The sequence below is a fragment of the Rubrivivax gelatinosus genome (genome assembly GCF_016583785.1).
Lineage (GTDB): Bacteria > Pseudomonadota > Gammaproteobacteria > Burkholderiales > Burkholderiaceae_C > Rubrivivax > Rubrivivax gelatinosus_B.
The window spans coordinates 36,711-56,693 of record NZ_NRRU01000024.1 but is presented as its reverse complement, the minus strand read 5'-3'; the positions used below and the strand labels follow the sequence as shown (position 1 = coordinate 56,693).

The 19,983-nt window shown below is 69.8% G+C and carries 22 protein-coding genes; 6 read left to right on the top strand and 16 right to left on the bottom strand.

Annotated elements, in window-relative coordinates; all coding sequences use genetic code 11:
• Nucleotides 1-73: 73 nt before the first annotated feature.
• Together CKO43_RS08515 and cysE are read left to right on the top strand one after the other, a co-directional pair.
• On the top strand, nucleotides 74-793 hold the full coding sequence (locus CKO43_RS08515) for an RNA methyltransferase (protein ID WP_200229036.1): 720 nt from the start codon (nucleotides 74-76) through the stop codon (nucleotides 791-793).
• A gap of 20 nt (nucleotides 794-813) precedes the next feature.
• Nucleotides 814-1,593: a serine O-acetyltransferase gene (gene cysE / locus CKO43_RS08510; protein ID WP_200229037.1), complete on the top strand. Its 780-nt coding sequence runs from the start codon at nucleotides 814-816 to the stop codon at nucleotides 1,591-1,593.
• Nucleotides 1,594-1,695: 102 nt separating this feature from the next.
• On the opposite strand, the gene mog is transcribed toward cysE, so the two are convergent.
• Both mog and yjgA read right to left on the bottom strand, forming a co-directional pair.
• On the bottom strand, nucleotides 1,696-2,265 hold the full coding sequence (mog, locus tag CKO43_RS08505; protein WP_200229038.1) for a molybdopterin adenylyltransferase: 570 nt from the start codon (nucleotides 2,263-2,265) through the stop codon (nucleotides 1,696-1,698).
• Between the two features lie 67 nt (nucleotides 2,266-2,332).
• Nucleotides 2,333-2,887, bottom strand: coding sequence for a ribosome biogenesis factor YjgA (gene yjgA, locus CKO43_RS08500; RefSeq protein ID WP_200229039.1), 555 nt, complete (start codon nucleotides 2,885-2,887; stop codon nucleotides 2,333-2,335).
• A 99-nt stretch (nucleotides 2,888-2,986) separates the two neighbouring features.
• Here yjgA and pmbA point away from each other — a divergent pair, with 99 nt between their 5' ends.
• Nucleotides 2,987-4,369 (top strand): metalloprotease PmbA, encoded by a 1,383-nt coding sequence (pmbA, locus tag CKO43_RS08495; protein ID WP_200229040.1) that lies wholly within the window; start codon nucleotides 2,987-2,989, stop codon nucleotides 4,367-4,369.
• Nucleotides 4,370-4,495: 126 nt separating this feature from the next.
• Nucleotides 4,496-5,578, top strand: a complete 1,083-nt coding sequence (locus CKO43_RS08490) for a TRAP transporter substrate-binding protein (protein ID WP_200229042.1) — start codon at nucleotides 4,496-4,498, stop codon at nucleotides 5,576-5,578.
• Between the two features lie 63 nt (nucleotides 5,579-5,641).
• Here CKO43_RS08490 and CKO43_RS08485 read toward each other — a convergent pair whose 3' ends face one another.
• The 6 genes from CKO43_RS08485 to ybiB form a co-directional block, all read right to left on the bottom strand.
• Nucleotides 5,642-7,327: a TRAP transporter large permease gene (locus tag CKO43_RS08485; protein WP_346014440.1), complete on the bottom strand. Its 1,686-nt coding sequence runs from the start codon at nucleotides 7,325-7,327 to the stop codon at nucleotides 5,642-5,644.
• Complete coding sequence (locus tag CKO43_RS08480) at nucleotides 7,327-7,920, bottom strand: TRAP transporter small permease subunit (RefSeq protein ID WP_200378384.1); 594 nt, start codon at nucleotides 7,918-7,920, stop codon at nucleotides 7,327-7,329. Before CKO43_RS08480 ends, CKO43_RS08485 begins: the two co-directional genes overlap by 1 nt.
• A gap of 129 nt (nucleotides 7,921-8,049) precedes the next feature.
• Entirely contained in the window at nucleotides 8,050-8,394 is a 345-nt protein-coding gene (locus tag CKO43_RS08475; protein ID WP_200229047.1) for a TIGR01244 family sulfur transferase, read from the bottom strand.
• 5 nt (nucleotides 8,395-8,399) lie between these two features.
• Nucleotides 8,400-8,846, bottom strand: a complete 447-nt coding sequence (locus CKO43_RS08470; protein ID WP_200229048.1) for a GatB/YqeY domain-containing protein — start codon at nucleotides 8,844-8,846, stop codon at nucleotides 8,400-8,402.
• Nucleotides 8,847-8,930: 84 nt separating this feature from the next.
• Nucleotides 8,931-9,143 (bottom strand): 30S ribosomal protein S21, encoded by a 213-nt coding sequence (gene rpsU / locus CKO43_RS08465; RefSeq protein WP_009857718.1) that lies wholly within the window; start codon nucleotides 9,141-9,143, stop codon nucleotides 8,931-8,933.
• Nucleotides 9,144-9,305: 162 nt separating this feature from the next.
• Complete coding sequence (ybiB, locus tag CKO43_RS08460) at nucleotides 9,306-10,271, bottom strand: DNA-binding protein YbiB (protein WP_200229049.1); 966 nt, start codon at nucleotides 10,269-10,271, stop codon at nucleotides 9,306-9,308.
• Between the two features lie 317 nt (nucleotides 10,272-10,588).
• Here ybiB and CKO43_RS08455 point away from each other — a divergent pair, with 317 nt between their 5' ends.
• Complete coding sequence (locus CKO43_RS08455; protein ID WP_200229050.1) at nucleotides 10,589-11,587, top strand: GGDEF domain-containing protein; 999 nt, start codon at nucleotides 10,589-10,591, stop codon at nucleotides 11,585-11,587.
• A 6-nt stretch (nucleotides 11,588-11,593) separates the two neighbouring features.
• Here the strand turns inward: CKO43_RS08455 and CKO43_RS08450 are convergent, their stop codons facing one another.
• From CKO43_RS08450 to CKO43_RS08415, 8 genes are all read right to left on the bottom strand, one after another.
• Nucleotides 11,594-12,403, bottom strand: a complete 810-nt coding sequence (locus CKO43_RS08450; protein WP_200378383.1) for a TSUP family transporter — start codon at nucleotides 12,401-12,403, stop codon at nucleotides 11,594-11,596.
• Between the two features lie 7 nt (nucleotides 12,404-12,410).
• A complete protein-coding gene (locus tag CKO43_RS08445; RefSeq protein WP_200229052.1) occupies nucleotides 12,411-12,875 on the bottom strand; it encodes an EVE domain-containing protein in 465 nt (154 codons plus the stop codon).
• A 245-nt stretch (nucleotides 12,876-13,120) separates the two neighbouring features.
• A complete protein-coding gene (locus CKO43_RS08440; RefSeq protein ID WP_200378382.1) occupies nucleotides 13,121-13,468 on the bottom strand; it encodes a cell division protein ZapA in 348 nt (115 codons plus the stop codon).
• Nucleotides 13,465-13,698: a DUF904 domain-containing protein gene (locus CKO43_RS08435; RefSeq protein ID WP_200229106.1), complete on the bottom strand. Its 234-nt coding sequence runs from the start codon at nucleotides 13,696-13,698 to the stop codon at nucleotides 13,465-13,467. The genes CKO43_RS08440 and CKO43_RS08435 overlap by 4 nt, the downstream gene beginning before the upstream one ends.
• An 8-nt stretch (nucleotides 13,699-13,706) precedes the next feature.
• Complete coding sequence (gene nth / locus CKO43_RS08430; protein WP_200378381.1) at nucleotides 13,707-14,351, bottom strand: endonuclease III; 645 nt, start codon at nucleotides 14,349-14,351, stop codon at nucleotides 13,707-13,709.
• On the bottom strand, nucleotides 14,351-15,007 hold the full coding sequence (rsxB, locus tag CKO43_RS08425) for an electron transport complex subunit RsxB (protein WP_200378380.1): 657 nt from the start codon (nucleotides 15,005-15,007) through the stop codon (nucleotides 14,351-14,353). Before rsxB ends, nth begins: the two co-directional genes overlap by 1 nt.
• A 7-nt stretch (nucleotides 15,008-15,014) precedes the next feature.
• Entirely contained in the window at nucleotides 15,015-16,280 is a 1,266-nt protein-coding gene (locus CKO43_RS08420) for a polyhydroxyalkanoate depolymerase (protein WP_200229058.1), read from the bottom strand.
• Nucleotides 16,281-16,448: 168 nt separating this feature from the next.
• Nucleotides 16,449-17,651: an amino acid aminotransferase gene (locus CKO43_RS08415; protein WP_200229059.1), complete on the bottom strand. Its 1,203-nt coding sequence runs from the start codon at nucleotides 17,649-17,651 to the stop codon at nucleotides 16,449-16,451.
• Between the two features lie 111 nt (nucleotides 17,652-17,762).
• Between CKO43_RS08415 and uvrB the strand changes: the two genes are divergently transcribed.
• Entirely contained in the window at nucleotides 17,763-19,874 is a 2,112-nt protein-coding gene (gene uvrB, locus CKO43_RS08410; RefSeq protein WP_200229060.1) for an excinuclease ABC subunit UvrB, read from the top strand.
• Nucleotides 19,875-19,983: the final 109 nt, after the last annotated feature.

The window sequence follows — 19,983 nt, the reverse complement described above, 5'->3', positions numbered from 1 at the left end:
GCCCCGGTGCGGGGCGGCGGGCGGCGACAATGCGCGCCCTGCTTCGCGTGTGCGACCGAGCATTTTAACGGTGATGACCGACCCGACCCGATTCGTTCTTGTTGAAACCAGCCATGCCGGCAACGTCGGCGCCACCGCGCGGGCGATGAAGGTGATGGGTTTCACGGACCTGGTGCTGGTGCGCCCGCGCTGGGCCGACGTGCTGCAGCGCGAGGAAGCGCTGGCCATGGCCAGCGGCGCGACCGACGTGCTGGCCGGCGCGCGCGTCGTCGACACGCTGGCCGAGGCGCTGGCAGGCTGCACCCACGCCTGCGCGACGGCGATGACGCCGCGCGACTTCGGTCCGCCGACGGCCGAGCCGCGCGCGCACTTCGCCGGGCTGGCGGCCAGTGCCGAACGGGTGGCCTTCGTCTTCGGGCCGGAACGCACCGGGCTTGCGAACGAGGACGTCTACCGCTGCCACGTCTGCCTCTCGATCCCGACGCACCCCGACTACGGCTCGCTCAACCTGGCGCAGGCGGTGCAGTTGCTGGCCTACGACTGGCGCCAGGCGCAGGGCGGTTTCCCGGTGGTCGCACGCACGCCCGACCCGCGCCTGGCCGACGCCGCGGCGGTGCAGGGCGTGCTGGACCACTGGCAGCGCACGCTGGTCGAGATCGGCTTCCTCGACCCCGAGGCGCCGAAGAAGCTGATGCCGCGCCTGAACCAGCTCGCCAACCGTATGCGCTTGACGCATGAAGAAGTGCAGATCCTGCGCGGAATCGCACGTGCCGCTACACTGAAACGCGACTGATTCCCCTGGAGCCCAGCCCCATGTTCGCCCGTCTGCGTGAGGACATCGCCTGCATCCGCGAGCGCGATCCGGCAGCCCGTTCGACCTGGGAGGTGCTGACCTGTTATCCGGGTCTGCATGCGCTGGTGCTGCACCGGCGCGCGCACTGGTGCTGGCAGCATGGTTTTCGCTGGCTGGCGCGCTTCATCTCGCATGTTTCGCGCTGGGCCACCGGCATCGAGATCCATCCCGGCGCCACCATCGGCCGGCGTGTCTTCATCGACCACGGCATGGGCCTGGTGATCGGCGAGACCGCCGAGGTCGGCGACGAATGCACGCTCTACCACGGCGTGACGCTGGGCGGCACCTCGCTGGAACGCGGCGCCAAGCGCCACCCGACGCTGGGCCGCGGCGTCATCGTCGCTGCCGGCGCCAAGGTGCTGGGCGGCTTCACGGTCGGCGACGGCGCGCGTGTCGGCTCCAACGCGGTGCTGCTGCAGCCGGTGCCCCCGGGCGCGACTGCCGTCGGCATCCCGGCGCGCATCGTCGTCAAGAACGCCGACGTGCAGCTCGAGGAGCGCGCTGCGCGCCTGGGCTTCTCGGCCTACGGCGTGACCCAGGGCGATGACCCGGTGTCGCTGGCGATGAAGGGGCTGATCGACAGCGCCTCGGGCCACGAGCACCAGATCGCGCTGCTGTGGCAGGCGATCGAGAAGCTGGCGGTGCGCTCGCGCGAACTGCCGGCCGCCGACTGCGTGCCGCACGACGCGCACACCACCGAGTGTTTCGACGCCGACCGCCTGAACCGTCTCGTGAAGTAACGAGGCTGCAGGCCCTGGGTCAAGCGGACGCGGTGGCCCGGCTTTGCCGGGTCACTTGCGTCGCCCCCTTGAGGGGGAGCGCCGAAGGCGCTTCGGGGGTGGTCATTTTTTTGGTCTGAAGGCGGCGCAGCGCGCCGGGTCGGTCTCCAGATACGGCCCGCCGATCAGGTCGATGCAATAGGGCACCGCGGCGAAGATGCCGCGCACCGGCGGCACGGCCTGCGGCAGGCCTTCCAGCGTCTCGGCGATGGCCTTGGGCTGGCCCGGCAGGTTCAGGATCAGCGCCTGGCCGCGCACCACCGCCGTCTGCCGCGACAGGATCGCGGTCGGCACGAAGGCCAGGCTGATCTGGCGCATCTGTTCGCCGAAGCCGGGCAGCTCGCGTTCGGCGACGTCGCGTGTCGCCTCGGGCGTCACGTCGCGCGGCGCCGGGCCGGTGCCGCCGGTGGTCAGCACCAGATGGCAGCCGCGTTCGTCGACCAGTTCACGCAGCGTCGCGGCGATCAGCGGGCGCTCGTCGGGGATCAGCCGTTCCTGCCATTCGATCGGGTTGCGCAGCGCCGCCGACAGCCAGGCGCGCAGCGCCGGCAGGCCCTTGTCTTCGTAGACGCCGGACGAGGCCCGGTCGCTGATCGAGACCAGGCCGATGCGAACGCTGTCCAGGGGCGTCACTGAGCACCCTCCGGCCTGACGGCCGGTCCCGCCAAGCGGGAATGAGCCCCGGACAAGTCCTGAGGTCTCATGCGTCGGCCTCGACAAAGGGTTTGATGAACTGGAACAGCTCGCGGAAGTTCTTGGGCTGGCGCTGCTCGACGCTGGCGGCGGCGTCGCGGCGCGCGGCGCGCACCAGGCTGCGCAGGCGCTGCACGTCGGTGTCGGGGTGGGCCTGGACCCAGCGCTCGACCGCGGCATCGTCGGCGATCAGTTCGGCGCGCCAGCGTTCGGCCTCGTGCAGCTTCAGCGTCTCGCGTGCGGATCCCAGCGAAGCGGCTGCTACCGCCTCGCGCAGCACCTCCTCGTCGGCGCCGCGCATCAGCTTGCCCACGTACTGCATCTGGCGGCGCCGGCCTTCGTGCGAACGGGTGCGCCGGTACTGCTCGATCGCGTCGCGCAGCGCCTCGGGCATCTCGATGGCGGCCAGGCGCTCGTCGGACAGCGCCGCGACCTGCTCGCCCAGCGTCTGCAGGTCGTGCGACTTCTGCTTCAGCTGGGTCTTGCTCGGGCGCTCGTCGGCGTCGTCGTCGGCGCCGTAATGGAGGTCGAGGCCGCGGTGCGGGCCGGCGCGTCGGGTCATCGGATCAGGGTCTTGGAGGTGGGCCGGTATCATAGACGCGAGCCCCTTTCCCGCTTCTCCCGCCGTCCGTCCGCCGGTTCGCGGCACCTCCACAGCACGATGACGACCTCCAGCGCCGCCCCCGGTTTCGCCTACCGCCGCGAACAGTTCCAGCAGATCGTCGAGGACGTGCTCGGTATGGCGAAGAAACTCGGCGCCAGCGACGCCGGTGCCGAGGTCTCCGAAGGCGTCGGCCTGTCGGTCTCGGTGCGCAAAGGCGAGCTCGAGAACGTCGAGCGCAACCAGGACAAGTCCCTCGGCGTCAGCGTCTACCTCGGCCAGCGCCGCGGCAACGCCAGCACCTCCGACTTCTCGCCCGCGGCGCTGCAGCGCACGGTTCAGGCGGCCTACGACATCGCGCGTTTCACCGCCGAAGATCCGGTCGCCGGCCTGCCCGACGAGCAGGACCTCGCCAGCGCCGAAGAGGCGGCACGCGATCTGGACCTGTTCCACCCCTGGGCGATCGACGCCGAGGCGGCGGCCGAACTGGCGCGCCGCTGCGAGGCCGCGGCCTTCGCCGTCGACCGCCGCATCACCAACTCCGAAGGCGCCGGCGTCTCGGCGCAGCAGTCGCACTTCTGGGCCGGCAACTCGCGCGGTTTCCGTGGCGGCTACGCCAGCTCGCGCCACTACCTGTCGGTGGCGCCGATCGCCTCGCTGCCCGGGCGTCGCCACGAGATGCAGCGCGACGCCTGGTACAGCTCGATGCGCGACGCCTCCGAGCTGGCTTCGCCCGAAGCCGTCGGCCGCTACGCCGCCGAGCGCGCGCTGTCGCGGCTGAAGTCGCGTCGCGTCGCGACAGCCGAGGTGCCGGTGCTGTTCGAGTCGACCGTCGCCGCCGGCCTGCTGGGCGCCTATGTGCAGGCGACCTCGGGTGGTGCGCTTTACCGCAAGGCCACCTTTCTGCACGGCTGTCTGGGCGAGCAGGTGCTGCCGGCGCACGTCGACATCGCCGAAGACCCGCACCTGCCGCGCGGCCGCGGCAGCGCGCCTTTCGACGACGAAGGCGTGCGCACCGCGGCGCGCCGCGTCGTCGACGCCGGCGTCGTGCAGGGCTACTTCCTGTCGAGCTACTCGGCGCGCAAGCTCGGCCTGCGCACCACCGGCAACGCCGGCGGCTCGCAGAACCTGGCGATGACGAGCCGGCTCACCGCCCCCGGCGACGACCTCGACGCGATGCTGCGCCGCCTGGGCCGCGGCCTCTTCGTCACCGAGCTGATGGGCCAGGGCGTCAACTACGTCACCGGCGACTACTCGCGCGGTGCCGCCGGCTTCTGGGTCGAGGACGGGCGCATTGCCTTCCCGGTGGACGAGGTCACGATCGCCGGCAACCTGCGCGAGATGCTCAAGGGCATCGTCGCCATCGGCGCCGACGTCTACGTGCAGGGCAGCAAGGCGATCGGCTCGGTGCTGCTGGACCGGTTGAAGCTCGCCGGCTCCTGAGCCTGTTGCAGCGCCGCCCGCGGCGGCGCTCCGAACGGGAAAACCCCTCGGGGCCGGCAGGGGGTGCTGCCTAGAATGCTCCGCACCCGAACCACCGCACCGCACTCGGGATCAGGAGACACATTCATGGAACGTCGTTCCTTCGTTCGAGGCGCCGGTCTCGCCGGCGTGCTCGCCGCCGGCAGCGCGCCCGCCATCGTCCACGCGCAGAGCACGATCCGCTGGCGCCTGGCCTCGAGCTTCCCGAAGTCGCTCGACACCATCTTCGGCGCGGCCGAGCTGTTCTCCAAGCGCATCGGCGAGATGTCGGGCGGCAAGTTCCAGATCTCGGTGCATGCCGGCGGCGAACTGATGCCGCCGTTCGGCGTCGTCGACGGCGTGCAGAACGGCACCGTCGAGATGGCGCACACGGCGCCGTATTACTTCGTCGGCAAGGACATCACCTTCGCGCTCGGCACCGCGATCCCGTTCGGCCTGAACTCGCGCCAGATGACGGCCTGGATGTACGAGGGCAACGGCCTGACGCTGATGCGCGAGTTCTACGCCAACTACAACATCGTCAGCTTCCCCGGCGGCAACACCGGCGCGCAGATGGGTGGCTGGTTCCGCAAGCCGATCAGCAAGCTCGCCGACCTGAAGGGGCTGCGTTTCCGCACCGTCGGCGTCACCGGCCAGGTGATGGAACGCCTGGGCGTGGTCGTGCAGGCGCTGCCGGGCGCCGAGATCTACCAGGCGCTGGAGAAGGGCACGATAGATGCTGCCGAGTGGGTCGGCCCCTACGACGACCTGAAGCTCGGCTTCAACAAGGTCGCACCGCACTACGCCTACCCGGCCTGGTGGGAAGGCGGGCCGCAGCTGGACTTCTTCATCAACAGCAAGGCCTTCGGCGGCCTGTCGGCCGAGTACAAGGCGATGGTGCAGGCGGCGGCCTCCGAGGCCCACGTCGACATGCAGGCCAAGTACGACGCGCGCAACCCGAACGCGCTGCGCCAGCTGGTGGCCGGCGGCACCAAGCTGTTCCGCTTCCCCAAGGACGCGATGGACGAGGGCTTCAAGCAGTCGATGGCGCTTTATGCCGAGCTCTCGGCCAAGAACCCGGCGTGGAAGAAGGTCTACACCGACTTCTCCAAGTTCCGCAGCGAGCAGAACCTCTGGTACCGCTTTGCCGAAGCCGGCTTCGACAGCTACATGCAGTCGCAGAAGATCTGAGGCCGCAGACGAACAAAAGCCCCGCCGTGGCGACGCGGCGGGGCTTTTTGTTTGCGGCGTCGTCTACTGTCCCGGCGCACTCGCCGGCGGCGTGCCGAAGAGCTCGTCCAGGTTTCGCGTGCTGTCGTCGCGGTTCTCGGCCGGCGGCTGGGCCTCGATGACGACGCCGCTGGTGTCCAGCGCCTTCTTCGTCGCCAGCCCGCCCGAGACCAGGCCGGGGAACGTGATCACCAGCGCCACCATCACGATCTGGATGATCACGAACGGGATCGCGCCGCGGTAGATCTGGCCCGTCGTCACGCGGCCGATGCGGCGGCCTGTGGGGCGGTCGAGGTAATCCTCGGTCGGCGCGACGCTGCGCAGGTAGAACAGCGCAAAACCGAACGGCGGGTGCATGAACGAAGTCTGCATGTTCAGCGCCAGCAGCACGCCCAGCCAGACCAGGTCTATGCCCAGCTTGTCGGCCACCGGCGCCAGCAGCGGCACGACGATGAAGGCGAGCTCGAAGTAGTCGAGGAAGAACGCGAGCACGAAGATCAGCACGTTCACCGCGATCAGGAAACCGATCTGGCCGCCGGGCAGGTCGCCGAGCAGGTGTTCGACCCACTTCGGCCCTTCGACACCCTGGAAGGTCAGGCTGAAGACGGTCGAGCCGATCAGGATGAACATCACGAAGCACGACAGCTTCATCGTCGTGTCCATCGCCTGGCGCAGCAGCGGCAGCGACAGGCGCCGGCGCACGACGGCCATCGCCAGCGCGCCGACGGCGCCCATCGCGCCGCCTTCGGTCGGTGTCGCGATGCCCAGGAAGATCGTGCCCAGCACCAGGAAGATCAGCGCCAGCGGCGGGATCAGCACGAAGGTCACGCGTTCGGCCATCTGCGACAGCAGCTTCGCGCGGGCGACATGGTTGATCACCGCCAGCCCGAAGGCGATGCCGACACCGACCGACATCGACAGCACGATCAGCTCGTCGGTCGGCATCGTGTCCGGGCGTGTGCGCGCGAAGACGATCGCGCCGGCCAGCGAAACCAGCGTCAGCACGCCCAGCGAACGCAGGCCCGAGCTGCCGTCGGCCTCGCGGATCGTGCGCGCCTCGGCCGGCAGCGCGGGCACCCAGGCCGGACGCAGCAGCGCGACGCCGACGACGTAGAGCACGTACAGCCCGGTGAGCAGGAAGCCGGGCAGGAAGGCGCCCTTGTACAGGTCGCCGACGCTGCGGCCGAGCTGGTCGGCCATGATGATCAGCACCAGCGAGGGCGGGATGATCTGCGCCAGCGTGCCCGAGGCGGCGATGACGCCGCTGGCCACGCGCCGGTCGTAGCCGTAGCGCAGCATGATGGGCAGCGAGATCAGCCCCATCGAGATCACCGATGCGGCGACGACACCAGTGGTCGCCGCCAGCATCGCACCGACGAAGATCACCGCGAACGCGAGGCCGCCGCGCACCGGGCCGAAGAGCTGGCCGATGGTGTCGAGCAGGTCCTCGGCCATGCCCGAGCGCTCGAGGATCAGGCCCATGAAGGTGAAGAAGGGCACCGCCAGCAGCGTGTCGTTCTGCAGGATGCCGAAGATGCGCAGCGGCAGCGCCTGCATCAGCGAGCTCGGTAGCAGGCCGAGCTCGATGCCGATGAAGCCGAACAGCAGCCCGCAGGCGGCGAGCGAGAACGCGACCGAGTAGCCCACCAGCAGGAAGAGCACCAGGCCCGCGAACATGATCGGGGCCATGTTGGTGGAGATGAACTCGATCACTTCTTCGCCTCTTGCGCCTGCTGGCGCAGGAACTCGGCGAGATCCGCCTCGTCGCGCTTGTCCTGGTTCTTGCGTCCCGGGTCATCCACCAGACCCTGCAGGAAGGCGATGCGCTTGATGAACTCCGAGGCCCCTTGCAGCAGCAGCAGCGTGAAACCGGCCGGCACCAGCGCGAACACCGGCCAGCGGATCAGTCCACCGGAGTTGGAGGACATCTCGCCCATCAGGTAGGCCTTGACCACCAGCGGCCAGACCAGGTCGATGACGATCAGCCCGAACGGGAACAGGAAGACGACGATGCAGGCGGCTTCGACGATGACCTGGGTGCGGCGGCTGAAGCGCCCGAGCACGACGTCGATGCGCACATGCTCCTGGCGCAGCATGGTGTAGCCCGCCGCCAGCAGGAAGACGGCAGCGAACAGGTACCACTGGATCTCGAGGAAGGCGTTCGAGCTGACGGCGAAGGCCTTGCGCGCAATGGCGTTGGAGGCGCTGATCAGCACCATCACCAGCACCAGCCAGGCGACGGTGTGGCCGACGCGCTCGTTGAGCGCATCGATGAAGCGGGACAGGCGCAGCAGAGCGGACACGTTGTCTCCTGTCGGCGGTGCTGTCCGCCGGCTTGCGGCCCGGCTGTGCCGGGCTCTTCTCGTTCATCGGGCGTCGGGCGGCGGTCGCCGCGCCCGTCTGGTCGCCGCCCGCTCGGCGGTGCCTGGGGGTCAGCTGCCGGTGGCTTGCTGGTACAGCCGCGCCGAGCGCGAGCCCGAACGGCAGAACATCAGCAGCGGCCGCGGCAGCTCCTGCAGCAGTGCGGCGCAGGCGGCCACCTGTTCGGGCGACTGCCAGCCGCCGTCGACCGGCAGGTGCCGGTACTGCAGGCCGGCGGCGCGCGCCGCGGTCTCGATCTCGGCGCTGGTCGGCTGGCCGGGCCCGTGCTCGTGGTCGGGCCGGTTGTTGATGACGCTCTTGAACCCTGCGCTTGCCGCTTCGGCCATCGCCTCGGGGGTCAGTTGTGGAGCCACGAAGACGTCGGGCGCGATCGCGCGCAGGGCAGGGGCGTTCATGCCCTTTACTTTGCCAGAGCCTGCTTGACCGCGGCGGACACCAGTGCCATTTCCGCCTGCCCGGCCAGGCGTGCCTTGGCGGCGGCCATCACCTTGCCCATGTCGCCGGGGCCGGTGGCGCCCAGTTCGGCCACCAGCGCCGCCACCTGCGCGCCGATCTCGTCGGCCGACAGGCGCTGCGGCAGGTAGGCCTCGAGCACGCGGATCTCGGCGCTCTCCTTGGCGACGAGGTCGGGGCGCCCGCCCTGTTCGAAGGCGGTGACCGAGTCCTTGCGCTGCTTGATCAGCTTGTCGACGATGGCGACGATGGCGGCGTCGTCCAGCACCACCCGTTCGTCGACCTCGCGCTGCTTGATCGCGGCCTGCAGCATGCGGATCGTCGACAGCCGTTCGCTGTCCTTGGCCCGCATCGCGGCCTTCATGTCTTCTGTGATCCGTTCCTTCAGGCTCATCATCGTGTCTTTCGTCGGACAAAAAGGAAAAGCCCGCTGCGGCGTCCCGCGCGGGCTGTTCAGTGTGGCGCGCGGCCGAAGCTCTTAGTAGAGCTTCTTCGGCAGCTGCATGCTGCGCACGCGCTTGAAATGACGCTTCACCGCGGCAGCCTTCTTGCGCTTGCGCTCGGCCGTGGGCTTCTCGTAGAACTCGCGCGCACGCAGTTCGGTCAGCAGACCGATCTTTTCGATGGTGCGCTTGAAGCGGCGCAGGGCAACGTCGAACGGCTCGTTCTCTTTGACGCGGATGGTGGTCATGTAAGCAGGGATCCCGTGAGATGTATGCGCTCGGTGTCTCGGCGCTCGTCCTGAAAATTCTAGGCGGCCCGAGATCGACACGCGGGTGTTTGCCAGCAAAGCGCGCGATTGTATCTGCTTCCCGGCGGCGTTGCCAAGCCGGGGTTCGCTCGGGCCCGGCGTTCAGGCTCCGGCACCGGCGGCTTCGCGCGGGTGCTGCGCGCTGTCGAGTTCTTCGAGCGCGCCGAGTATGCACTGCATCTGCCGCGTCAGTGGCGCCGGCGCCGGCTTCTCGCCGCTCAGCACCGACTGGATGTAGAGCGCCGTCGTCGCCGGGTCGATCTCGCGCGGCAGCACCGGCAGTTCGGTGACCACGCCTTCGTGTGCCGGCACCGACCACTCGGTCCGCAGCTGGCCCGCGATCCAGGTCTCCATGCGCGGCTGGCGCCGCGGGTCGGCGACGGCTTCGCCTTCGGTGCCGCGCAGCAGCATCGTGTCGACACGCTGGCGCTGGGCCCAGGCCCCCATCAGCGCCCCGAACTCCGGGTGGGTGTAGCTCGCCAGCCGCAGCACGCGCGTACCGGTGCAGGGGTTGAGCATCTTCGCGATCGTGTGGCCGCTGTTGCGCAGGCCCACCGTCCAGCGCACGTCGAGCAGGCGCTGCAGCGCCGGGCTCAGCATGGCGGTGGACACGTAGGCCGGCTCGTGCCGGGCCCAGAAGGCGTGCACGTCGCCTTCGTTCTGCGCCGTCGGCATGCCCAGGTCGCGGAAGATCGCCGCGGTCGTCACCCGCGTCGGGTCGCTGCCCGGGCCGTGCACCAGCACGTTCGCACCTTCCTGCGCCAGCGCCATCGCCAGCAGCGGGGTCAGGTTGGGCAGGCGCCGGGCACCGTTGTAGGTGGGGATCACGACCACGGGCCGGTCGCTGTGGATGGGCTGCAGCCGCGATTCGGCCGCGGCCAGGAAGCCGATCAGCTCGTCCAGCGTCTCGCCCTTCACCCGCATCGCCAGCACGAAGGCACCGAGCTCGAGGTCCGAGACCTCGCCGTCGAGCACGGCGGCCATCAGCGTCTCCGCCGCTTCCGCCGACAGCGCACGGGCACCGTTGGCGCCGCGTCCGATCTCCTTGATATAGCCAGCGATTGCCATGATGTGTCGTCTCCCTAGTTCGGTTTCGCAAGTTCCGGACCGATCGCGACGTGGCCCGCGCCAGGAGACCCGCCTGGCCGCATTGGGTTCCCGCAAAGCCGGGCCTGCAATCGGGCCCGACACGGGGCCTGCGGCGATGCAAGACCGCGCTGCGGCGCCTCACGTCGCTGGTGCGGCAGCGTGCCGGCTGGTGCGTAACCGCCCTGTCCGGGGGAGCCTGGCGCAAGCTAGGGCTGCGCTTGCGTCAAAATTGGTGTTTTGCTTGGCGTCGTGCACCGCGTGCACGACGTTCGGCTCCTGCGAAACGAAGACCGCCCATGACCGATGTGATCGAAGCCGGCCTGACCGGGGCCCGCGTGCCCGCTGCGCTGGCCTCGCTGCTGAGCGCCTGGCTGGAGCGTGACGGGGCACTCGCCGGCATCAAGGATGCCGCGAGCGGACGTTACGAATATGCCAATGCAGCGCTGCTCGGTTTCCTCGGTCGCGAAGCCGACGCCGTCATCGGCCACACCGATGCCGAGCTCTTCGATGCACCGATCGTGGGCGCGTTGCGGGCGGCCGACCAGTCGGCGCTGCTGCACGGCGCGCCGTTCAGTAGCGAACACCGCATCGAGCGCGGCGGCCAGCGCCACGACTTTTCGGTGCTGCGTGTCGTCGACGAACAGGACGGCCGGCGCCTGATCGCCAGCCTGTGGATCGACCTCGCGCCTGAGCGCCACCAGCAGGCGCAGCTGGCGACGGCGCTGGCGCAGATCGAACAGCTGCAGAAGGCCGCCGAGTCGCTGCGCCGCGAGCTCGCCGACCAGGCGCTGCGCGATCCGGCCTCGGGCCTGTACACGCGCGCCCATTTCGAGGACCAGTTGCGGCGCGAGGTCGACCTGTCGACGCGCGAGCACCGCGAGTTCTCGATCGTCTTCATCGAGCTCGACCCGCTGTCCGAACAGGTGCGGGCGCTGGGCGAAGACGCGCGCAAACGCATCCTCGAAGCGCTCGGGCGGCTGCTGCGCAGCGGCACGCGCGCGATGGACGCCTCGTGCCGGCTCGACGACCGGCGTTTCGCGGTGCTGCTGTCCGGCGTCGGCCTGGCGACCGCGCATTCGCGCATCGAGAGCATCCGCCGCCAGTGTGCGGCCCAGGTCGTCGTGCTCGACGGCCAGGAGATGTCTTTCACCGTCGCGATGGGCATCGCCAGCTTCCCGCACACCGCGCACACGCGCGACGAACTGCTGACGGCCTGCGAGACCGCGCTGATCGAGGCCCGCCGCCGCGGCGGCAACCACGTCACGCTCGCGGCGATCCCGTTCGAGCCGCGCTGAAGCGCCTCAGAAGGCGCGCGTGGCCATGTAGGCGGCGAGCGCGAACAGCAGCAGCGCGAAAATCCGCCGCAGCCGGCCCAGGTCCATGCGCTGCGCGCAGCGTGCGCCCAGCGGCGCCAGCGTGACGCTGGCCAGGGCCACGATCACCAGCGCCGGCAGGTAGAGGTAGCCGAAGGCGCCCGGCAGCGCCGGCGGCAGCGAGCGCCCGGCGATCAGGTAGCCGGCGACGTTGGCCACGGCGATCGGGAAACCGAGCGCGGCGCTGGTCGCGATCGCCTGGCGCAGCGGCACGTTGCACCAGCTCATGAACGGCACCGACAGGAAGCCGCCGCCGGCACCGAGCAGCCCCGACACCAGCCCGATCACGGAGCCGACACCGGCCTGGCCGGCGGCGCCGGGCATCACGCGCGAGGCGCGCGGCTGGCGGCCGCGCAGCATCTGCAGCGCGGAAAAGCCGATGAAGACGGCGAAAAACATCGCCAGCCCGCGCCCTTTGGCGAGCGCGAAGATGCCGGCGCCCGAGGCCAGGCCGCCGAGCACGATGCCCGGCGCGATGCCGCGGACGTAGTCCCAGCGCACGGCGCCGTGGCGGTGGTGCGCGCGCACGCTGGACAGCGAGGTGAAGACGATGGTCGCCATCGAGGTGGCGATCGCCATCTTCACCGCCAGCCCGCCTTCGACGCCGCGATGCGACAGGATGGCGGTCAGGAAGGGCACCATCGTCATGCCGCCGCCCACGCCCAGCAGCCCGGCGACGAAGCCGGTGGCGACGCCGAGCGCAAGCAGCTCGGCCACGAGCAGGACGCCGAACTCCACGCCGGCGTCAGCCTTGCAGCCGGGCCAGCACCGCGGCCCATTCCCGGTCGTCGACCTCGGTGATCGACAGCCGGTTGCCCGGCTGCAGCACGCGCATCGTCGCGAGTTCGGCCGCCTGGCGCATCTCGCGCAGCGGCAGCAGCCGCGTCTTGCGCACGAGTTCGACCTCGACCTGCAGCCAGCGCGGCTGGGTGCGCGTGGACTTCGGGTCGTGGTAGGGGCTGGCGGGGTCGAACTGGGTTTCGTCGGGCTGCGCCGGGCCGGCGATGCGGGCCAGGCCGGCGATGCCGGGCTCGGCGCAGGACGAGTGGTAGAAGAGCACGTCGTCGCCCGGGCGCATCGTGTCGCGCATGAAGTTGCGCGCCTGGTAGTTGCGCACCCCGGTCCAGGGCAGGCGGCGCTCGGGAGCGGCGGCGAGGTCGTCGATCGACACCTCGTCGGGCTCGCTCTTCATCAGCCAGTGACGCGTCATGCGGCGGTGGGGGGAGGGTGTCCGCCGCTCGCCGCGGGTCGCATTCCTGAAGAACCCATGGGGAACGTTCAGGTGGGCGAGGTCAGCCAAGCTTCGGGCTCATCTGACGCGAGACGTTCACACCAGCGAGGCGATGTTCCAAGCCCATGGTCAAAGACCATCGGATCGAGGAAATCTAGACCCGCAAACGAGCGACGGACGAATCCATTCTAGTCGGCCGCAACCCGGCCGCGAGCCGAATAGGGCTACAGAAGGTGGCCGTCTTCGCCGAGCGCCGCATCCAGGCGCCGCACCAGCGCGGCGATGGCCTGGGAGTCGGCCGGCGTGCTGCCGTCCGCCGTGTTTGCGGGGGCGGGTGCGGGTGCGGGTGCGGGAGCAGGAGGCGGCGCGACGCCGCGTTCGGCGAGCTGGTAGGCGAGGTTCAGCGCCGCGAGCACGGCGATGCGCTCGCGCGCCTTGACCTTGCCGGCGTCGCGGATCGCGCTCATTTCCCTGTCGACGGCGGCCACGGCGGTGGACAGCAGCGCTTCGCCGCCGTCGGGACAGCCGAGGATGTAGCCCTGGCCGAGGATGGTGACTTCGACCTGCTTCACGGGTGATCTCCGGGCTCGGGCGCGGCCGGGGCCGGCGGTGGCGAGGCCGGCAGGCGCTCGATCAGCGCGTCGATGCGCGCGCGTGCGGCGGCCAGGCGCGACACGAGGCTGTCCCGTTCGGCCGTCACGGCGGAGAGCCGGGCCTCGAGCAGCGCGTTCGAGCGCTTGAGTTCCTCGTGCCGCAGCACGAGGCGGTCTACGCGCTCGGTCAGATCCTGCAAGTTGCCCATCTCGACGCTCATTCCTCCCCCGGCATTGTAGAAGCAGCGCTGTCGCACCAGCGGCGCACCCCGCAGCGCTCGCACTGCGGGCGCCGGGCCTGGCAGACGTAGCGGCCGTGCAGGATCAGCCAGTGGTGGGCGTCGACGGCGTACCGGGGCGGCACACGCTCCAGCAGCTGGAGCTCCACCGCCAGCGGTGTCTTGCCGCGCGCCAGCCCGGTGCGGTTGGCGACGCGGAAGATGTGGGTGTCGACCGCCATCGTCGGCTCGCCGAAGGCGACATTGAGCACGACGTTGGCGGTCTTGCGGCCGACGCCGGGCAGGGCCTCCAGCGCCTCGCGCGTGCGCGGCACCTGGCCGCCGTGCTGCTCGACCAGGATGCGGCAGGTCTGCACCAGGTTCTTCGCCTTGGTGCGGAACAGCCCGATCGTGCGGATCAGTTCGGTGACGCGCTCCAGCCCGAGGCCCAGCATCCGCTGCGGCGTCGGCGCCAGCGCAAAGAGCTGCTTCGTCGCCTTGTTGACGCCGGCGTCGGTCGCCTGCGCCGACAGCAGCACCGCGCACAGCAGTTCGAAGACGCTGGTGAACTCGAGTTCGGTCTGCGGCGACGGGTTCGCCGCCGCCAGCGCGGCGAAGAAGGGTTCGACGGCGGCGTCGTCCATCAGGCGGCCTGGCGGCGGGCGCGTGCGCGCGCCAGTGCGGCGCCGATCACGGCGCGTTTGCGCTCGTCGGCGGCCGTGGCGGCGGGCAGGGCGGGCTGCGGCGCTGCGGCCCGGGCGGCCAGCCGGTCGTCGCGTTCGCGGCGCTCGCGTTCGAGCCGCAGGCGGTGGCGGGCGTAGCGTGTGCGCGCCTCGTCGGCCAGCGCCGGGCTCCACGCCGCCCAGCCGCTGGCGCCGGGTGTCGCCTCCTCGAGCACGATGCAGTCCACCGGGCAGGCTGGAATGCAGAGTTCGCAGCCGGTGCACAAGGCATCGACGACGGTGTGCATGTGTTTGGGCGCGCCGACGATGCAGTCGACCGGGCAGGCTTCGATGCACAGCGTGCAGCCTATGCACCAGGCCTCGTCGATCAGCGCCAGGCGGCGCGGGCCCTCGGCGCCGCAACTCGTGTCCAAAGGCCGGCTGGCGACGCCCAGCAGCGCTGCCAGCCGCGCCACCCCCTCGGCGCCGCCGGGAGGGCAGCGGTCGATGTCGGCCGCGCCGCCGGCGATGGCGTCGGCGTAGGCCTGGCAGTCGGGGTAGCCGCAACGCCGGCACTGCGTCTGCGGCAGGGCGGCGTCGATGCGGGCAGCGAGCGTATCGGGGCGGGCAGCGGTCACCGCCGGATTATCCGGCGGCCTTGCGCAGGGCCACCCGGTCGTGGCGGGAGATGAACGAACGCAGCTCGGGGTAGACCTTCTCGCGCCAGCGCCGGCCCGAGAAGATGCCGTAGTGGCCCGCGCCGACGACGTCGTAGTGGAACTGGCGCGAGCGCGGGATGCCCGAACACAGCTCGTGCGCGGCCCGGGTCTGGCCGGCGCCCGAGATGTCGTCGAGCTGGCCTTCGACGGTCAGCAGTGCCGTCGTCGTGATGTCCTGCGGGCGCACGAGATGGCCGTTCACCTTCCAGGTGCCGTTGACGAGCGCGAAGTCCTGGAACACGGTCTTGATCGTGTCCAGGTAGTACTCGGCCGGCATGTCCAGCACCGCGTTGTATTCGTCGTAGAACTTGCGGTGTGCCTCGGCGCTGTCCTCGTCGCCGCGGATCAGGTCGAGGAAGTAGTCGTAGTGGCTGCTGACGTGGCGGTCCGGGTTCATCGCCACGAAGCCGGTGTGCTGCAGGAAGCCGGGGTAGACGGCGCGGCCGGCACCGGGGTAGTTGGTCGGCACGCGGTAGATGACGTTGGCCTCGAACCAGGCGTGGCTCTTGTTCACCGCCAGGTCGTTCACCGAGGTCGGGCTGCGGCGCGCGTCGATCGGCCCGCCCATCATCGTCATCGTGCGCGGCGTGGCCTCGCCGCCGCTGGCCAGCAGCGACACCGCGCCCAGCACCGGCACCGTCGGCTGGCACACCGAGATCACGTGCACGTTCGGGCCGATGTGGCGGATGAAGTCCTGCACGTACTCGACGTAGTCGGCGAGGTGGAACGGGCCTTCCTCGACCGGCACCATGCGCGCGTCGGTCCAGTCGGTGATGAAGACCTTGTGGTCGTGCAGCAGGCTGGTGACGGTGTCGCGCAGCAGCGTCGAGTGGTGGCCCGACAGCGGCGCGACGACGAGCACGGTCGGCTGCGTCTTCATCTTCGTCAGCGCTCGCGGCTCGTCGGTGAAGCGCTTGAAACGCAGCAGCCGGCAGAAGGGCTTGGTGACGGCGACCTGCTCCTGCACCGCGATGACGACACCGTCGACCGTGGCCGAGGTGATGCCGAACTCGGGTTTCTCGTATTCCTTGGCCAGCCGGTGCATCAGGTCGAAACCGGCCGAGATGCGCTGCGACAGCGGCGAGTGCGCGAACGGCGACAACGGGTGCTCGTAGAGCTTGCCGGCGGCGGCCGCGAACTCCGCAAAAGGCGCCGTCAGCGCCCGCTGAGTCTCGTACAGGTGGTACAGCATCGTCGTCTCCCCCGGTCGGCTGCCGCATGTTGCGGTGCAGCAATATTAGGCTTCAGAGGAGCATCGTGCCGCTTCTGCACCCCCGAGGAAACGCGGAAAACGCGAATATTGCGGCCGCATTAGGCCCGAAAGCGCTGCAGCGGCACCGGGTGGTGCCGCCGCGCCGTCTCAGGAGACCTGGGCGATCGCCTTGGCGACGGCGTCGATGTTCTTGCTGTTCAGCGCCGCCACGCAGATGCGGCCCGAATCGACGCCGTAGACGCCGAACTCGCTGCGCAGGCGCTGCATCTGCTCGGCCGACAGGCCCGAGTAGCTGAACATGCCCTTCTGGCGCGTGATGTAGGACAGGTCGCCCGGCACGCCGGCAGCGGCCAGCTTCTCGACCAGCGCGGCGCGCATCGCGCGGATGCGCAGCCGCATGCCGGCCAGTTCTTCTTCCCACTGCGCGCGCAGCGCCGGCGTCGTCAGCACGGTGGCCACGAGCTGGGCACCGAAGGTCGGCGGGTTGGAGTAGTTGGTGCGGATGACGATCTTCAGCTGCGACAGCACGCGCGTGGTCTCGTCGCGGTCGGCGCAGACGACGCTGAGCGCGCCCACCCGTTCGCCGTAGAGCGAGAAGCTCTTGGAGAACGAGGTCGACACCAGGAACTGCAGGCCGCTGGCGACGAACTGGCCGATGACCGCGCCGTCCTCGGCGATGCCTTCGCCGAAACCCTGGTAGGCCATGTCGAGGAAGGGCACGAGGCCGGCGGCCTGGCAGGCGGCGACGACTTCGGTCCACTGCGCCGGGGTCAGGTCGCAGCCGGTCGGGTTGTGGCAGCAGGCGTGCAGCACGACGATGGTGCCGGCCGGCGCGGCCTTCAGCGCGGCGAGCATGGCGTCGAAGCGGATGCCGCGCGTCGCGGCGTCGTAGTACGGGTAGGTCGAGACCTCGAAGCCGGCGTTGGTGAACAGCGCGCGGTGGTTTTCCCAGCTCGGGTCGCTGATCAGCACGCGCGCGGCCGGGTTCAGCTTCTTCAGCAGGTCGGCGCCGACCTTCAGGCCGCCGGTGCCGCCCAGCGCCTGCACGGTGGCGACGCGGCCGGCCTGCAGCACCTCGCTGCCGGCGCCGAACACCAGGCCCTGCACCGCCTTGTCGTAGGCGGCGATGCCGTCGATCGGCAGGTAGCCCTTGGGCTTGCTCGCTTCCAGCAGCTGCTTCTCGGCCGCGGCGACGCAGGCCAGCACCGGCAGCTTGCCGTTGTCGTCGAAGTACACGCCCACACCCAGGTTCACCTTGGCCGGGTTCGGGTCGGCGTTGAACTGTTCGTTGAGACCGAGGATCGGGTCGCGCGGAGCCATCTGGACGGCTGCGAACACGGATGCGGACATGGTGATTTCCTGACGAGTGGCGGGCCAAAGGCGTCCGCGCAGGGCAAGCGCGGCTGCGTTACCCTCTGCGGTTGCCCTCGAATTCTAGATGTCCGCCACCAGGTTCCCACGATGAGCGAAACGACCGACCTCAGCACCGAGCCCGCCCAGGGCGAGTTCGTCACGTTTCCCGATTCCCCGTTCGAACTCTTCCAGCCGTTCCCGCCGGCCGGTGACCAGCCGAACGCGATCGAGCAGCTCGTCGAAGGCATACAGGACGGCCTGAGCTACCAGACGCTGCTGGGCGTGACCGGCTCTGGCAAGACCTTCACGATGGCCAACGTGATCGCCCGCATGGGGCGCCCGGCGATCGTTTTCGCGCCGAACAAGACGCTGGCGGCACAGCTCTACAGCGAGTTCCGCGACTTCTTCCCCAAGAACGCCGTCGAGTACTTCGTCAGCTACTACGACTACTACCAGCCCGAGGCCTACGTGCCGCAGCGCGACCTGTTCATCGAGAAGGACAGCGCGATCAACGAGCACATCGAGCAGATGCGGCTGTCGGCCACCAAGAGCATCCTCGAGCGCCGCGACGTCATCATCGTCGCCAGCGTCAGCGCGATCTACGGCATCGGCAAGCCCGAGGCCTACACGCAGATGCGGCTGATCGTGCGCGTCGGCGACAAGCTCGGCCAGCGCGACGTCATCGCACGGCTGGTGACGATGCAGTACACGCGCAACGACGTCGATTTCGGGCGCGGCAGCTTCCGCGTGCGCGGCGACACGATCGACGTCTTCCCGGCCGAACACAGCGAGCTGGCGCTGCGCATCGAACTCTTCGACGACGAGATCGAGTCGCTGGCGCTGCTCGACCCGCTGACCGGGCGTGTGCGCCAGAAGGTGCCGCGTTTCGTCGTCTATCCCTCCAGCCACTACGTGACGCCGCGCGAGCAGGTGCTGGGCGCGGTCGAGGGCATCAAGCAGGAGCTGCGCGAGCGCGTCGACTTCTTCGTCAAGAACGGCAAGCTGGTCGAGGCTCAGCGGGTCGAGCAGCGCACGCGTTTCGACGTCGAGATGCTGCAGGAGGTGGGCCACTGCAAGGGCATCGAGAACTACACCCGCCACCTGTCGGGCGCGGCGCCGGGCGAGCCGCCGTCCACGCTCGTCGACTACCTGCCGCGCGACGCGCTGATGTTCCTGGACGAGAGCCACGTGCTGATCGGCCAGTTCGGCGGCATGTACAACGGCGACCGCGCGCGCAAGACGACGCTGGTCGAGTACGGTTTCCGGCTGCCGAGCGCGCTCGACAACCGGCCGCTGCGTTTCGAGGAGTTCGAGCGCCGCATGCGCCAGACGGTGTTCGTCACCGCGACGCCGGCCGACTACGAGAAGACGCACGCCGGCCAGGTGGTCGAGCAGGTCGTGCGCCCCACCGGCCTCGTCGACCCCGAGGTCGAGGTGCGGCCGGCGACGACCCAGGTCGACGACGTGCTGCAGGAGATCCGCGAGCGCGTGCTCGTCAACGAGCGCGTGCTGATCACGACGCTGACCAAGCGCATGTCGGAGCAGCTCACCGACTATCTCTCGGACAACGGCGTCAAGGTGCGCTACCTGCACAGCGACATCGACACCGTCGAACGCGTCGAGATCCTGCGCGACCTGCGCCTGGGCACTTTCGACGTGCTCGTGGGCATCAACCTGCTGCGCGAGGGCCTGGACCTGCCCGAGGTGAGCCTGGTGGCGATCCTCGACGCTGACAAGGAAGGCTTCCTGCGTGCCGAGCGCAGCCTGATCCAGACCATTGGCCGCGCGGCGCGCAATTCCCGCGGCAAGGCCATCCTCTACGCCGACCGCGTCACCGATTCGATGCGGCGCGCGATCGGCGAGACCGAGCGCCGCCGCGCCAAGCAGATCGCGCACAACGAGAAGATGGGCATCGTGCCGCGCACGGTGGCCAAGCGCATCCGCGACATGATCGATGGCGTCGTCAGCGACAAGACCGCACGCGACGAAGTCCAGGCCGCGCACGCCGCCGCCGAGTTCGAGGCGATGTCCGAGAAGGACCTGGGCAAACGCATCAAGGCGCTGGAAAAGCAGATGCTCGAACACGCGCGCAACCTCGAGTTCGAGAAGGCGGCGCGGGTGCGCGACCAGCTCGCGCTGCTGCGCGAGCAGGCTTTCGGCGCCGACGGCCACGACACCAATGTCGTGCCGCTGGACGCGGTGCGCGGAGGACGACGGTGAGCGCGCCGCCGTCCAGCGTGCTGATGGTGTGCATGGGCAATGGACCGCGCCCCTATGAGCGTTCACTGCCTATTCACTTCGTTTGCACATGCGCGCCGACCCGTACGTT

Excerpts from the sequence above, each read along its gene's own strand:
- CKO43_RS08455 (WP_200229050.1), top strand. The coding sequence starts at position 10,589 with ATGACCGATGTGATCGAAGCCGGCCTGACCGGGGCCCGCGTGCCCGCT.
- CKO43_RS08475 (WP_200229047.1), bottom strand. The coding sequence starts at position 8,394 with ATGAACGCCCCTGCCCTGCGCGCGATCGCGCCCGACGTCTTCGTGGCT.
- CKO43_RS08490 (WP_200229042.1), top strand. The coding sequence starts at position 4,496 with ATGGAACGTCGTTCCTTCGTTCGAGGCGCCGGTCTCGCCGGCGTGCTC.
- cysE (WP_200229037.1), top strand. The coding sequence starts at position 814 with ATGTTCGCCCGTCTGCGTGAGGACATCGCCTGCATCCGCGAGCGCGAT.
- CKO43_RS08420 (WP_200229058.1), bottom strand. The coding sequence starts at position 16,280 with ATGCTGTACCACCTGTACGAGACTCAGCGGGCGCTGACGGCGCCTTTT.
- uvrB (WP_200229060.1), top strand. The coding sequence starts at position 17,763 with ATGAGCGAAACGACCGACCTCAGCACCGAGCCCGCCCAGGGCGAGTTC.
- CKO43_RS08415 (WP_200229059.1), bottom strand. The coding sequence starts at position 17,651 with ATGTCCGCATCCGTGTTCGCAGCCGTCCAGATGGCTCCGCGCGACCCG.
- ybiB (WP_200229049.1), bottom strand. The coding sequence starts at position 10,271 with ATGGCAATCGCTGGCTATATCAAGGAGATCGGACGCGGCGCCAACGGT.
- CKO43_RS08515 (WP_200229036.1), top strand. The coding sequence starts at position 74 with ATGACCGACCCGACCCGATTCGTTCTTGTTGAAACCAGCCATGCCGGC.
- rpsU (WP_009857718.1), bottom strand. The coding sequence starts at position 9,143 with ATGACCACCATCCGCGTCAAAGAGAACGAGCCGTTCGACGTTGCCCTG.
- pmbA (WP_200229040.1), top strand. The coding sequence starts at position 2,987 with ATGACGACCTCCAGCGCCGCCCCCGGTTTCGCCTACCGCCGCGAACAG.
- CKO43_RS08470 (WP_200229048.1), bottom strand. The coding sequence starts at position 8,846 with ATGAGCCTGAAGGAACGGATCACAGAAGACATGAAGGCCGCGATGCGG.
- yjgA (WP_200229039.1), bottom strand. The coding sequence starts at position 2,887 with ATGACCCGACGCGCCGGCCCGCACCGCGGCCTCGACCTCCATTACGGC.
- nth (WP_200378381.1), bottom strand. The coding sequence starts at position 14,351 with ATGGACGACGCCGCCGTCGAACCCTTCTTCGCCGCGCTGGCGGCGGCG.
- CKO43_RS08445 (WP_200229052.1), bottom strand. The coding sequence starts at position 12,875 with ATGACGCGTCACTGGCTGATGAAGAGCGAGCCCGACGAGGTGTCGATC.
- CKO43_RS08435 (WP_200229106.1), bottom strand. The coding sequence starts at position 13,698 with ATGGGCAACTTGCAGGATCTGACCGAGCGCGTAGACCGCCTCGTGCTG.